The organism is Mesorhizobium sp. B3-1-9, from assembly GCF_006439595.1.
Classification (GTDB): Bacteria; Pseudomonadota; Alphaproteobacteria; order Rhizobiales; family Rhizobiaceae; genus Mesorhizobium.
Window position 1 is genome coordinate 11,400 of record NZ_VFTJ01000001.1, and the last position, 13,725, is coordinate 25,124.

Here is a 13,725-nt window from a genome sequence, read left to right on the forward strand (position 1 = left end):
CTATGGGTTTTCAATAAAATACGCCTTAATCTTTTTTGAACCGAAATTAACTCTTGGCTATTGGTATTTTATTGGTATTATCCCGGCCGAGGAGAAAATCGCGTGAAATTCGTGCTTGGCATCGATGGCGGCGGCACCAGCTGCAGGGCGGCCCTTGCGACCGTCGACGGCGCTGTCGTCGGCCGCGCCAAAAGCGGCGCCGCCAACATCCGTACCGACCTCACCGGCGCCCGCGCCAACATCGTCGAGGCGGCCAGGCAGGCTTTCCTCGCCGCTGGCCACGATCCGGAGCTGATCCCGCGGACACCTGCCGTCCTTGGCCTCGCCGGCGCCAATGTCGGCACCTACCGGCAGCAGCTCGAGGCAATCCTGCCTTTCAGCCAAAGCCGTGTCGAAACCGATGCCGAGATCGCGCTCGAAGGCGCGGTCGGTTCCGGCGACGGCGCCATGGCTATCCTGGGCACCGGCACCGCCTATATGGCGCGTAAGGGCGGAAAATCGCGCGCCATCGGCGGCTGGGGGTTCCAGGTCGGCGACCAGGGCAGCGGCGCCCGCATCGGCCGCGACCTACTCGAGCAGACGCTGCTTGCCTATGACGGCATTCGTCCCGGCTCACCCTTGACCGACGCCATGCTTGCCGTCTTCCGCAACAATCCGGAAGACGTGGTCGAATTCACCACCAACGCCAAGCCGGGCGATTTCGGCGGCTTCGCGCCAAAGGTCTTCGACCATGCCGAAAAGGGCGATCTCGTCGCCAATTGGATCCTCGGCAAGGCGGTGGCCGATGTCGAGGCTTCGCTCGGCGCGCTCGATCTCGCCGAAGATGCCCCGCTCTGCCTGCTCGGCGGCCTGGCGCCGCTTTACGCGCCGCGCTTGTCGGCGCGCTACCAGGCGCTGCTGAAAGCTCCGCTCGACGACGCGCTCGGCGGCGCCGTGCAGATGGCCTTGCGCATCTTCGCCAGGGGTTCGGAGGTCGGCCGATGAGCGCCGCCGACCAGATCTTCGCCATGCTGAAAGAGTCCTCGCAGAGCGGTGCGCCGCTCTATTTGCAGCTGAGGAGAAGCATCGAGGAAGCGGTCAATCGCGGCTTGATCGGCCCCGGCGACGCGTTGCCCTCCGAGCGCGACATCGCGAGCAAGGCCGACATCTCGCGCGTCACCGTGCGCAAGGCGGTGCAGGACCTGGTCAAGGGCGGCATCCTCGTCCAGCGCCACGGCTCGGGCACCTTCGTCGCGCCGCGCATGGAGCGCGTCGAGCAGTCGCTGTCGCGGCTCACCTCCTTCACCGAGGACATGGCGCGCCGCGGCATGAACGTGCGCTCCGTCTGGCTGGACCGCGGCCTCTATGCGCCGTCGCCGGACGAGATGATGGTGCTGGGCCTGTCCTCGACCGAACTGGTGGCACGCGTCGCGCGCCTGCGCATCGCCAACGACACGCCGCTGGCGATCGAGCGCGCCGCGCTCTCGGCCAGCGTCCTGCCCGACCCCGAGGCGATCGGCTCTTCGCTCTATGCGGCGCTGGGCACGACCGGCAATCGCCCGGTACGCGCCGTGCAGCGCATCTCGGCCACCAACCTCGGCGACGCCGATGCGCGCCTGCTGGAAGTGCCGCCGGGGGTTGCCGGTCTGCAGATCGAGCGCATTTCCTATCTGGCGAGCGGCAAGGTGATCGAGTTCACCCGCTCGGTCTACAGGGGCGACGCCTATGATTTCGTCGCGGAACTCCGGCTGACCGGGCCAGGAGAGGAGATCCGGCAATGATGGCAAACACCACCCATATGCGGCGCGAGATCGATGAGATCCCTGAAGCCGCCGCCCGCCTTCTCGACGGCTCGGCTTCGGCTTTGGCCGAGGCCGGTCGCGGCCTGCGCGAGCGCGATCCGCATTTCGTCGTTACCGTGGCGCGCGGCTCGTCCGACCACGCCGCGACCTTCATGAAATATGCCGTCGAGCTGACGGCGGGCCTTGCCGTCGCCTCGGTCGGGCCGTCGATCGCGTCCATTTATGGCGCCAAGCTCAGGCTGCGCGGCTCCGCATGCCTGGCGGTCTCGCAGTCGGGCAAAAGCCCCGATATCGTCGCCATGGCCGAAACGGCAAGGGCCGGCGGCGCGCTCACTGTCGCGATCACCAATACGGCCGACTCGCCGTTGGCGCGCGCCTCGGATTATGCCATCGACATCCTGGCAGGGCCGGAACGCTCCGTCGCCGCCACCAAGACCTTCGTCAATTCGGCCGTCGCCGGCCTTGCGCTGATGGCGCACGCGACCGACGACCAGCCGTTGCTGAAGGCGCTCGCCGGCCTGCCTGGCCATTTCGAGAAGGCGATCGCCTGCGACTGGATGGCGCTTGCCGGCGCGCTGGAGAACCCGCAGTCGCTGTTCATCCTCGGCCGCGGCCCATCCTTCGCGATCGCCAGCGAGGCGGCGCTGAAATTCAAGGAAACCTGCGCCATGCATGCCGAGGCCTACAGCGCCGCAGAGGTCATGCATGGGCCGCTGGCGCTGGTCGGACCGGGTTTCCCGGTTCTGGCGCTTGCCGCGCGCGATGCGTCCGAACCTTCGGTCGCCGAGGCGGCCGACGGGCTGACGGCCAAGGGCGCGGCCGCCTTCATCACCTCCGACAAGGCGAAGGCCGCGAGATTGTTGCCGCATGTCGCCACCGGCCATCCGCTGACCGATCCGCTGCCGCTGATCGTGTCCTTCTACGGCTTCGTTGAGGCCTTCGCGCGCCATCGCGGCCTCGACCCCGACACGCCGCGCAACCTGCGCAAAGTGACGGAAACCGTATGAGCGACCGTTTCGCACTCACGGGCGCCCGCATCTTCGACGGTGCCGACTGGCATGACAACGCCGCCCTTGTCGTCAAGGGCGACGCGGTCGAGGCCATCCTGCCCGCAGGCGCGATTCCGTCCGGCGTTCCGGCGGTCGAGACCGGTGGTGGCCTGCTGGTGCCTGGTTTCGTCGACATCCAGGTCAATGGCGGCGGCGGCGTGATGCTCAACGACCATCCCGACGTCGCCTCGATTGAGACCATCTGCCGGGCGCACGCGCCCTTCGGCACCACCGCGCTGCTGGTGACGCTGATCACCGACACGCCGGCCGTCACCGCCGCCGCCATCGCCGCCGGCGCCGAGGCGGCCCGGGAAAAGGCGCCGGGCTTCCTCGGACTGCATCTGGAAGGGCCGCATCTCTCCGTAGCCCGCAAGGGCGCGCATGATCCGGCGTTGATCAGGCCGATGACCGATGCCGACCAGGCCGCGCTCTTTGCGGCGCGCAAAGAGCTTCCGGTGCTGCTTACCACGATCGCCCCGGAATCGGTCGAACCGGCCCGTGTCACGGCGCTGGCCAAGGCCGGCGTCGTCATCAGCCTCGGCCATAGCGATACCGACTATTCGACCGCCAGCGCGTTTGCCGGCGCCGGCGCCACGGTGGTGACGCATCTGTTCAACGCCATGAGCCAGATCGGCAACCGCGAGCCGGGTCTGGCGGGCGCTGCGATCGACACCGGCGGCTTGTACGCCGGCATCATCGCCGACGGCATCCATGTCCATCCCGCGACGATGATCCTTGCGCTGCGCGGCAAGCAGCGGCCGGGCAAGATCGTGCTGGTCACCGACGCCATGGCGACGATCGGCACCGATATGACGTCGTTCACGCTGAACGGCCGCACCATCTACCGCAAGGACGGCAGCCTCAGGCTTGCCGACGGAACGCTGGCCGGCGCCGACCTGGACATGATTTCCGCCGTCCGCTTCGTCCACCGCGTCGTCGGCCTCGACCTCGACGAGGCCTTGCGCATGGCCTCGCTCTATCCGGCCGAAGCAATCGGCCAGGCGCATCGCCTCGGCCGTTTCGCCAACGGCACCGCCGCCGACATTGTCGGCCTGTCGGAAGGGCTGGATGTCAGGAACGTCTGGATCGGCGGCAAGAAGGTTTTTGGGGCGTAACCTCCGCGATTTTCGTCATCCTCGGGTCTGCGCGCGTCGCTTCGCTCCTTGCTCCGCCCTAGAATGACGAAGCGATGGGCGTTTCGGCTAACCTCCGAGGCCTGCGGCTCGATAATCGTTAGCCGGCTCCACGCACCCCGTAGATATCCTTGTACGACTCGCGCAGCACGTTCTTCTGCACCTTGCCCATCGTGTTGCGCGGCAGTTCGTCGACGAAGATCACCTGCTTCGGATGCTTGTATTTCGCCAGCCGGCCAGCGATGGCGGCGGTAATACCGGCCGCATCTACCGCCGATCCCGGCTTGCGCACCACGACCGCGGTGACACCTTCGCCGAAATCCGGATGGGCGACGCCCACAACCGCGCTTTCGCTGACGCCATCGAGCGCGTCGATCTCGCTCTCGATCTCCTTCGGATAGACATTGTAGCCGCCCGAGATGATTAGGTCCTTGCCGCGCCCGACGATGTGGACATAGCCGTCGGCATCGATCCGCCCGAGATCGCCGGTGATGAAGAAGCCGTCGTCGCGGAACTCGGCCCTGGTCTTCTCGGGCATGCGCCAATAGCCGGCAAAGACGTTTGGACCCTTGACCTCGATCATGCCGATCTCGCCCTGGGCCAGCGGCTCGGCGGTCTCGGGGTTGGTGATGCGCAATGAGACGCCGGGCAAGGGGAACCCGACCGTGCCGGCGCGCCGTTCGCCGTCATAGGGATTGGACGTGTTCATGTTGGTCTCGGTCATGCCGTAGCGCTCGAGGATGGCGTGGCCGGTGCGCTCGCGCCAGGCCTTGTGCGTCTCGGCGAGCAGCGGCGCCGAGCCGGAGATGAAGACCCGGATGGCGCTGGCCGCTTCGCGCGTCAGGCCGTGCTGCTGCAACAGCCGTACATAGAAGGTCGGCACGCCCATCAGCGCGGTCGCGCGCGGCATCAGCGACAGGATGCGTGCCGGGTCGAATTTCTGCTCGAAGAACATTTTCGCGCCGGCCATCAGGATGACGTTGGTGGCCACGAACAGGCCGTGCGTATGGAAGATAGGCAGCGCATGGATCAGCACGTCGTCGGCGCCGAAGCGCCACTGCTCGACCAGCACGCGGGCATTGGAAGCAAGGTTCTCGTGGCTGAGCATCGCACCCTTGGAACGGCCGGTCGTGCCGGACGTGTAGAGGATAGCGGCAAGATCGTCCGGCCCGCGCGCGACATCGCTGAAATCCGTCGCCTGCCGCGAAGCCTGGCTGGCGAGCGTTCCCTGCCCGTCGCGGCTGAGCGTGAGCACCGTCGCGCCGATCGATGCGGCAAGCGGCTCGACGCCCGAAAGACGGTCCGGATCGCACACGATCAGCCTCGGCTCGGCGTCGCGGAAGAAATAGTCGAGCTCTGGCAGCGTGTAGGCGGTGTTGAGCGGCAGGAAGACCGCGCCGGCGCGTAACGAGGCGAGATAGAGCAGCGCCGCCTCCGGGCTCTTCTCGACCTGGACGGCGACGCGGTCGCCGGGCTCGACGCCGGCCTGCGCCAGCGCATGCGCCAGTTGCGCCGACTTCGCCAGCATGTCGCCATAGGTGATCGAACGGCCGTCATCCGTCTCCATCAGCAGCCGGTCGGGCGCCGGCATATGGGAACGGAAAGCGCCGAAGAGATGATTGGTCATGAAATGTCCTCTGGAGCAATTCGAGGAAAGGCGGTTTTCAGTCTGAATTGCGTCAAAACAAGGAGGTAGAGCGGTTCGCCGTTTTCGTGAAACGGCGAACCGCTCAGGCGTACGCAGGATGGCTCATGTGCTGCCCGAGCGATACCAGATTTGGCGGCCGGAGCAAAAACGGCGCGGCAGTTATCTGCGGCGCCCTTTGCTGACGCCTGCCTTCGGATCATAACCCTGCGCGAAGCGTTCCATGCACATCGCCGCGGTGAGGCGGTAATGATTGAGAAGCGCCTCGACCGCGCCGTCGGCGTTGCCATCCAGCGTGCGCTCGGCAATCATGCGGTGCTCGCCAAGATCGTCGCGTCCCATGCCCGGCGCGTTTTGCGAGATCAGGCGGTAGCGCGAAGCCTGATCGGAAAGCTGATCGCAAAAGCCGATCAACCAGTGCGACCGGCACGCCGCGATCAGCGCGCGATGGAAGGCGCGGTGCAGCTTCTCCCATTCCGGATTGTTGGTTGCCGGGTCTTCCGGCAGGCGGCGCTCGGCGCGCGCGAGGCGGTGCAGGGCCAACACCAGCTGCTCTTCCCATTCGGCGGTGCGGTGCGCAATGGATTCGCGCAGCGCTCGCTCCTCCAGCCAGCAGCGCGTACGCGTCAACTCCTCCAACTCCACGGCGCTGACCGGCATCAGGAAGAAGCCGCGTTGGTCGTGACGGCCGAGCAGGCCCTCGGCGGCCAGGCGGTTGAGCGCCTCGCGCACCGGCGAAGCGCCGGCGCCATAGCGGGAAACGACCCATTCGACACGCAGTTTCGTCTCGGACTCCAGAGCTCCGCGCAGCAAGTCGTCGCGGAGTTGCTGGTAGACCGAACTGGCAAGCGTGCTTTTGGCGCCCTTGCTCTCGCCCGGCTCGGTGTTTCCGTTTGTCAATCGAACTCCTGTTGCTTTGCCCCTGGTTTGCCAGGGCCCCGCGGCGAAGCAATTCCCGTACATATATCATACAGCCGGGCAACGGCGCCTCAAGCGGAAGATGACGATATTCGACCTTAAGACAGGGCGGGCCGTCTATTCATTGAATAAAGTAGAATCTCGGGGAAAAGCCGATAATCCTGCGTCGCTTCCTATATCGAACAGTCGTTCAATTGCCGCGGTCATGCAACTCGGGAGAGATGGGGTAGTTATACGTTTAACCGACGGCTCTGTCGGCGGCCGTTCGAATTGCTTCGATATTTGCCCTGTAGGCTTCGACGCTGCCGCCCTTGAAGACGGCGGCGCCCGCCACCAGCACATTGGCGCCGGCCGCGGTCACCAGCGGCGCCGTTTCTGCCGAAACGCCGCCGTCGATCTCGATGTGGATCGGCCGGCTGCCGATCAGCGCCTTGACCCGTTTCACCTTGTCGACGATCGCCGGGATGAAGGCCTGTCCGCCGAAGCCCGGATTGACGGTCATGATCAGGATGAGGTCCAGCCGGTCGAGCACATATTCGATCGCCGTTTCCGGCGTCGCCGGGTTGAGCGAGACGCCGGCCTTCTTGCCAAGGCTCTTGATGGTCTGCAGCGAACGGTCGAGATGCGGCCCGGCCTCGGCGTGAACCGTCATGCCGTCGCAGCCGGCTTCGGCGAAGGCCGCCAGGTAAGGATCGGCCGGCGCAATCATCAGATGGCAGTCGAAGAAGGCCTTGGTGCGGTTGCGGATCGCCTTGATCACCGGCGGGCCGAAGGTGATGTTGGGCACGAAATGGCCGTCCATCACGTCGAGATGGATCCAGTCGGCGCCGGCCGCCGCGACGGCCTCGACCTCGTCGCCGAGCTTGGAGAAATCCGAAGCCAGCACCGATGGCGCGATCAGGGTCTTCTTGCTCATGGCGCAAATTCTCCCGGCAGTCCTGTGCGCGTGGTCGCGCGTCTGTCAGGGCGATTGCCTAGAGCAATTCCAGGAAAAGTGCGAGCGCTTTTCCGTCCGGAATTGCGTGAAAACAAAGAGATAGGGCGTTTCACCGTTTCCGTGAAACGGTAAAACGCCCTGGACCAGGATCCGGCCAAGGGGAAGCATGTTTTCGACGGGCGCACTGGCCCGCCTGCCATAGGGCTTTCTTCGATGTGGAAGAGAAAACCCGCCGGATCGCTCCGGCGGGTTTTGGTCTTCAGCCAAGATTACGGCTTGAAGTTCTGGATGTTGGCGCCCGCCGGATCCTGCAGCACGCGCCGCGGCTGGCGCTGCGGCACCAGTTGCTGCAGCACGTTCGGGTTGAGCAGGATGCCGGGGTTGATCTCGACGCCCGGCCGCCTGCGGATCGGCGTGCAGTCCGGGAACCGTCCGGTCGTGCCGACCGGGCAGCGCCGCTTGGTCAGCAACGGCTGGCACTGGCCGTCGATGTAGCGCGAGCCCGGCGCGCATTCCTGTTGCGGCTTGCGGCAGGCGCCGTCGCGGATTTCGGTCCCACGCGGGCAGACGCAGTCGCCCCGCTTGTTGTGGACCTGACCGCGAATGGTGCACTGCTCCTGCTTCGGCTTTGGCGGCCTGCAGGCCTTGCCCCGCACCTCCAGGCCGTCCGGGCAGGCGCAGTTGCCGTTGGCGTCGCGCACCTGGCCGCGAATCGGGCATTGCCTCGACACGATCGGCCGGCAGGCGCCGTCACGGACTTCCGTGCGGCTCGGGCAGACGCAATCGCCATCGGCATTGCGGGACTGGCCCCGGATGCGGCACTGGGCGGGCGGCTGCCTGTCGGGCACGCAAGCCTTGGCCAGGCGGTCGAGATGCGTGCCGTCCGGGCAGGTGCAGCCATTGCCGTTCGAAGTCGGCACCGCGCCGCGCACCGTGCATTTCGGCGGGATGACCTGGCAGACGCCGTTGACGAGTTCGCCGCGGCGGCACACGCAGTTGCCGTCCTGGTCCCGGTACTGGCCGGGACGCAGCGTGCACTGCGGCTCCTGTGGCTCTTCGCCCCGCACGCATTTGCCGTTCTCCAGCTCCGTGCCGCGCGGGCAGACGCAGCGTCCGTCCGCTGTCCGGATCTGGCCCTGCAGCAGGACGCAGCGCGGCGGCACGGGCAGCGGCAGGAGCTTGGTGCCTCCACCGCCTGAGCACTGGCCGTTGCGGAAGGTGGTGCCGTCCGGGCAGGCGCAACGGCCGGCCGAGTTCAGCACCAGCCCGTCCGAGCACTGGTTCTTCACCTCATGCCTGATGGTGAAGGGGTGGCATGCATAGGCCTTGCCGCGATCGCCCTGGCTGGTGGTCAGGTCGCGCGACAGCACGTCGCCGCCGCCGTGCACCGGCGTGTTCGGAGGAAGCACGCCGACGCAGTTCTGTCCGGTGACCGTTCCCTGCAGATCGGCGAGGCGCCCGTCCTCGGGAAGGATCACGGTGACGTGGTGGGTGTGGCTTTCGCCGGCGCCCAGCGTCAGGTTGGCGATGCAGGATAGAGGCAGTGTCGTCGGCTCCGGCGAGCAGCCGAAGGGCGGATCGATCGAGGAGATCTGAACGCCTTCCAGCCGGCCGAGACCCTCCACGCCGATCGCATCGCCGATGCGAACCGGACCGGAGAAGGGGTTCGGCCCATCATTCATGATGGTGATCTCGAACGAGCAGGGTTCTCCCGGCTGGCATTCGGCATCGCCGGTCTTCTCGACGCGGATGGTCGAGGCGCCGCCGCCCTTCGCGCAAGCCTGGCCGATCGGGTAGACGATGTCGTCGCCCGGCGCCGGCCCGTAGGAGCCGCGCGCGCAGTTCTCGAACGCGCCATTGCCGCTCACCGTCACGTCGAAGTGCCTGGAGGCTCCGGGCGTCATCACGGCGCCGGGAATCTGGCACGACAGCGTGTTGGCAGGCACCGGTCCGCAGTTCCATTCCGGGCCGTCCGGGACGACGGTCTGGATTTGCACCGGCGCACCGCCCGACACCAGGGCCGCGGCATCGTTGACCCGCACCGGTCCGGTGGGGGCCGCGGTGCCGGCATTGCTGACGGTGATGCGGCAAGCGACCATTCCGGCGCGCACGAGTTGATCGCCGCTGCAGGTCTTGGTGATGCGCAGGCCAGGCTGGCCGCCATTCGGATGGCGGATGCGTTCGGTGGCGCAGGCCTTGTTGTTGGCGAGGTCGACCTCGCCGGGAATGGCCTTCACCTCGGCGCAATTCTCCACCGTATCCGGCCGGTAGTTTGCCGGCATCACCGCCTTGACGACGATCGGCGTCGAGGCGCCCGGAGGCAGCGAGATGCCGGCATTGTCGCAGCGGAACTGTCCGGGCCCGTTCGGTCCGCAGCTCCACGGCGGGCTCGGCCCGAAGGCCGACGAGGTGGGCGCACCGCCGGGGTAGTTGTCGATCACCGTCAGCGGCCCGCTATAGGTGTTGGTGCCGTTGTTGATGACGTCGATCACGAAGAAGCACACGCCGTCCGGCGTGCAGACCGGTACGCGGGCGCGCTTCTTCAGGATCAGGTCGACCTTCTTTTCGACCGGCGGATTGCACTGCGGATCGCGGTCGCCACGGGGGCAGATCGGGATCGAAGCGCAGCCGCGGTCGTTCTGCTGGCTGCCGAACAGCGGCTTGCCGCTGGCCTGGTAGTCATAGGCGGCGCAGTTGCGCAGCACGCTGCCCTGCAAGCCGCCCGCCGGCTTGAAGCCGAGCTTGAGGTTGACGAAAGCGCCGGGGTTGAGCGTGGTCGGCGGATAGGTACAGGTCATCGGCGTCGTGCCGGGCAGGCAGACCCAGGGCGCATTCGGCCCGGAGGTCAGCACGGAGCCTGCCGGCAGCGTCACCTCGTCGAGCACGATCTTGCCGTTATAGGGCGCGTCGCCGACATTGGTGACGGTGATGGTGAAGTCGCAGCCGCCGGCCATCGTGCAACGCGGCACGTCGGCATGCTTCTCGACCTTGAGGTCCGGCTCCTTGTCCTTCGGCGGGCATCTCAGATCGCGCGGGATAAGGATGTCGATGACCTGCGTGCAGCAGAGCCCCCAGCCTTCCTTCGGCCCGGCATAGGTCTCGATGCCGGTGACGATGAGGTGGATGGCCTCGCCGGGCGAAGCCCCGATGATCTTCCAGTTCAGCACGCCGCCGCCGACCGGCACCTTTTGCGTGTCGGGAACGATGGTGATGCCGGGCGTCGTCGTCGACACCTGCACCCACTTGCCGCCCATCTCCGGGCCGACCGGCATGTGGTAGATGAAGGCGCCGCCGCCGGGCACGCAGTCGACCGTGCCGTGCTCGACCTTGAAGCATTCCTTGCTGGGAGGTGGCGGCGGGTTGCACTTGGTGACGTCGATATGGATCGTCGTCTTGGCACCGGTCAGGAAGTCGCCGTCGTCCGGCTTGCTCGGGTCCTGCGACGGGATGACGGTCCCCGGGCCGCCTCCCATTGTCACCTTGATCTGACCCTGGTTGTTGACATTGGCCGGCGCGGGAAACGCCGCCTGGTCGATCTTGGCCAGGATGCGGAAGGTGATGGTGCGTTCGTTCGGCGCGCCCGAACCGTCGAGATCGTCGGTGGAAATCCGGAAATCGGACACCGTCGCCGTATCGTCGGGGTTGGCCGAGCTGCTGATCGTGGCCGCCGGCAGCGCTCCGCCGCCGGCATCCGTGCCGTCGCCGGTCACATTCACGTTGACGATCTTCAGGCCGTGCGCAAGCTGGTCCTTGAAGTCGATCCTGGCGTTCTTCAGTGCGTTGGCCAAAGCCGGATTGGCGAAGGCTTGCGCATTGCCGCGCAGGCCGAAGGTCAGCGTGTAGTAGACATAGTCGCAGCCGCGCTGGCCGCCCGTCTTGGTGAAGAAGGGCACGATGCGGCCGGGTTCGGGGTTGACGATGCGCGGATTGTCCAGGTCGAGCCTGGGCTCCGGTCCGGCGACTTCGGTGAGCTTGGCCGGAGCGGTGTCTTCGGCGAGCGCCGGCAAAGCCGGGATCATGGCGACCGCGATACCGGCCGCCATCAGCCAGCGCGCGCCGCGCCTGGCGTATGACAGGGGTTTCATGATCGTCTCCATGACGGGTTTCGTGTTGCGCGAGGCGAGGTGGGAAAGGGCGAGATTTGTCATCTGTCCCTCCCTCAACGTTCGCAGCTGACGGCTGGCGTTCTGAGCGGCAGCGTCATCTTGCAGCAAGGGTAGTAGCCGCCCTTGTCCTGGTCGGACTTGCGATAGAAGCAGAGCCCGACATTGACGGTGTCGCCAGGATCATGGCCGGTGATGTCGACCGTGTAGGGCTTGCCCGGGACATGCGACATGGGGGTTGTCATCCCGACGCCGGGCGTCCTGGACCGCGCCTTGATCGAATCGCCGCCGAAGCCGGCATGGTCATGGAGATAGAGTTCGGCCCGAAGTCCGCGCGGCGTGCAGTAGTAGTGCACGTCCTCGACGTCGACGCAGGGCGGCAGGTTGCCGGGCGGCGGGAAGTCGGGCGGATAGAACGGAGGCAGATAGCCGCCGCCCGGGATTTCGTCATAATAGCCGGCGCGGCCCTCGCAGGGGCGCCAGACCCTGACGTCGCCGACATGGCCTTCGACCTCGGGGTCTTCGAAATAGCCGTCGAAGTCGACGAACCAGGAGCCGAAGGGCGGCACGTTGGCCGGCTTGACCAGCGCGCTCGGCGTCAGTTGCACGCCATGCACGGCGAGCGGCCCGCCGGCGGCGAGCCGCTCGGCAAGCTCGGGATTGTCGCGCAACTTGTCGCCGGTATTGACGACGGTGTCGGTGCAGACGCTGGTGTCGATATTGCCGTCGGCATCATAGCCATACTGCAGGTCGACGCCGCCGGCCGACTGTCGGTTGCCTTGCGGGAAGCCGACCGCATATTCCTGCGGCACCTCGACCCAGGCCGATTCCGTCGCCGGATCGTCCGGGTCTTCCTGCCAGTAGCGGATCAACTCGCCTTTGCCGGAATCGGCGAAACGGCTGTAATCGTAACGGTTTTCGACCGGGCCGCGCTGGGCGAGATACATGAAGCCCTTGTTGTCGAAGGCTATGTCGGTGACGGCGTAATCCTTCTCGGCCTTGACCGTCAGTTCCCAACGCGGATCGCCGGCGAACGTGCCGTCGCGCGCAATGCCGACCGACCAGATCTCGGATTTTTCGCCGACCGAATAATAGAGCCGGCCGCCGTGATAGGAGACCGCCCAGACACGGCGCTCGTCCTGCGTATAACCCCAGGTCTCGGGGTCTTCGGTACCGAAGGCCGCGCCCTGGATGTCCATAACCGCGCCATCGTCGGCGACGGGGCCAAGCCCATGCGCCGGGCGGCCGGCGACGCCATGGTCGAACGTGTCGATCAGATGGCCGTCGGCGTCGATGCGATGGATCAGGCCGGTGTCGATATCCGAGGCGAAGAACTGGCGGTGGATGGGATCGAAGGCGAGGTTGCCGATGCCCGGTCCGCTGTTGGTGTCGATGTCGGCGAATTTCGAGACGGCGCCCGTGATGCCGTCGATCTTCCAGATCGTGCCTGGGCCGCCGCCATTCTCGGTGCCGAACTGGCCGTCCATGAAGGTGGCGCCGGCGGCGCCGCGACGCTGCCGCTCCGGACGCCCGTCGTCGTCGGCGTCCGGCGTGACGATCTCGACGCCATGCAGCGAGGTCGCGGCGGCATAAAGATTGGGAATGCCCGATGGCACGCCATCGCGTACGCCGTCGTCATAGGTCAGTCCGAACACCTCGCCGATCTGCCCAGCCGTCACCTCGAAGGGCGGCGGCGTGAAGACGAGCTGGCCCGAGGCAGGCCCGCCGAGATGCGAGACGTCGAAAATGCGCAAGGATGCCCGCGAGGTGTCGATGAAGGTCTCGTCGACCGGGTCGGTGCCGGGCGGCAAGCCCTGGTCGAAACCGGGGATTATGGTGCCGGGGAAGCCGGTGACTGCCATCGATCCAGGATAGATGATCTGGGTTTCCTGCGCCTTCGCCACGCCGCCGAGCCAGAGGCTGGCGGACAGCGCCACGGCAAGAATTCCGCTGGTGGATGCTATTGCGCGGCGCAGACGGCCGCCACGAGAACGCAGAAACGAGCCGCGAGCGCCAGACATTGAACTCCCCCCGAAGCCGCAGGAAGGAACATCCGGTCTTGTCGCGCCAACCAGGGCAAGGCGCGGCGTTGCGGCACGTTCTTCCCCGATCGAATTGTCTGCTTTCCTCTTGGTGACGATACGCCTGCGCCTATGCAG

9 protein-coding genes are annotated in these 13,725 nt (G+C 66.4%); 4 read left to right on the forward strand and 5 right to left on the reverse strand.

What is annotated here, in order from left to right; translation table 11 throughout:
- The first annotated feature begins 102 nt into the window (after positions 1–102).
- Genes FJW07_RS00050 through nagA form a run of 4 tightly spaced genes read left to right on the forward strand, consistent with a single transcriptional unit; the run spans position 103 to position 3,945 of the window.
- Entirely contained in the window at positions 103–984 is an 882-nt protein-coding gene (locus FJW07_RS00050; protein WP_140853631.1) for an N-acetylglucosamine kinase, read from the forward strand.
- Positions 981–1,760, forward strand: coding sequence for a GntR family transcriptional regulator (locus FJW07_RS00055; protein WP_140659693.1), 780 nt, complete (start codon positions 981–983; stop codon positions 1,758–1,760). Before FJW07_RS00050 ends, FJW07_RS00055 begins: the two co-directional genes overlap by 4 nt.
- Positions 1,757–2,788 (forward strand): SIS domain-containing protein, encoded by a 1,032-nt coding sequence (locus FJW07_RS00060; protein ID WP_140853633.1) that lies wholly within the window; start codon positions 1,757–1,759, stop codon positions 2,786–2,788. The genes FJW07_RS00055 and FJW07_RS00060 overlap by 4 nt, the downstream gene beginning before the upstream one ends.
- The gene (gene nagA, locus FJW07_RS00065; protein WP_140853635.1) at positions 2,785–3,945 is read left to right on the forward strand and encodes an N-acetylglucosamine-6-phosphate deacetylase; all 1,161 of its coding nucleotides are present in this window, start codon (positions 2,785–2,787) and stop codon (positions 3,943–3,945) included. Before FJW07_RS00060 ends, nagA begins: the two co-directional genes overlap by 4 nt.
- Positions 3,946–4,063: 118 nt before the next feature.
- Here nagA and FJW07_RS00070 read toward each other — a convergent pair whose 3' ends face one another.
- From FJW07_RS00070 to FJW07_RS00090, 5 genes are all read right to left on the reverse strand, one after another.
- On the reverse strand, positions 4,064–5,590 hold the full coding sequence (locus FJW07_RS00070; protein ID WP_140853637.1) for a malonyl-CoA synthase: 1,527 nt from the start codon (positions 5,588–5,590) through the stop codon (positions 4,064–4,066).
- A gap of 180 nt (positions 5,591–5,770) precedes the next feature.
- On the reverse strand, positions 5,771–6,508 hold the full coding sequence (locus tag FJW07_RS00075) for a GntR family transcriptional regulator (RefSeq protein ID WP_246680615.1): 738 nt from the start codon (positions 6,506–6,508) through the stop codon (positions 5,771–5,773).
- A 256-nt stretch (positions 6,509–6,764) separates the two neighbouring features.
- Positions 6,765–7,442, reverse strand: coding sequence for a ribulose-phosphate 3-epimerase (gene rpe / locus FJW07_RS00080; protein WP_140648036.1), 678 nt, complete (start codon positions 7,440–7,442; stop codon positions 6,765–6,767).
- Positions 7,443–7,732: 290 nt separating this feature from the next.
- Complete coding sequence (locus FJW07_RS00085) at positions 7,733–11,611, reverse strand: hypothetical protein (RefSeq protein WP_140853641.1); 3,879 nt, start codon at positions 11,609–11,611, stop codon at positions 7,733–7,735.
- An 11-nt stretch (positions 11,612–11,622) separates the two neighbouring features.
- Positions 11,623–13,587: a hypothetical protein gene (locus tag FJW07_RS00090; RefSeq protein ID WP_140853643.1), complete on the reverse strand. Its 1,965-nt coding sequence runs from the start codon at positions 13,585–13,587 to the stop codon at positions 11,623–11,625.
- Between the last annotated feature and the right edge of the window lie 138 nt (positions 13,588–13,725).

Excerpts from the sequence above, each read along its gene's own strand:
- FJW07_RS00055 (WP_140659693.1), top strand. The coding sequence starts at position 981 with ATGAGCGCCGCCGACCAGATCTTCGCCATGCTGAAAGAGTCCTCGCAG.
- FJW07_RS00060 (WP_140853633.1), top strand. The coding sequence starts at position 1,757 with ATGATGGCAAACACCACCCATATGCGGCGCGAGATCGATGAGATCCCT.
- nagA (WP_140853635.1), top strand. The coding sequence starts at position 2,785 with ATGAGCGACCGTTTCGCACTCACGGGCGCCCGCATCTTCGACGGTGCC.
- FJW07_RS00070 (WP_140853637.1), bottom strand. The coding sequence starts at position 5,590 with ATGACCAATCATCTCTTCGGCGCTTTCCGTTCCCATATGCCGGCGCCC.
- rpe (WP_140648036.1), bottom strand. The coding sequence starts at position 7,442 with ATGAGCAAGAAGACCCTGATCGCGCCATCGGTGCTGGCTTCGGATTTC.
- FJW07_RS00085 (WP_140853641.1), bottom strand. The coding sequence starts at position 11,611 with ATGACAAATCTCGCCCTTTCCCACCTCGCCTCGCGCAACACGAAACCC.
- FJW07_RS00090 (WP_140853643.1), bottom strand. The coding sequence starts at position 13,587 with ATGTCTGGCGCTCGCGGCTCGTTTCTGCGTTCTCGTGGCGGCCGTCTG.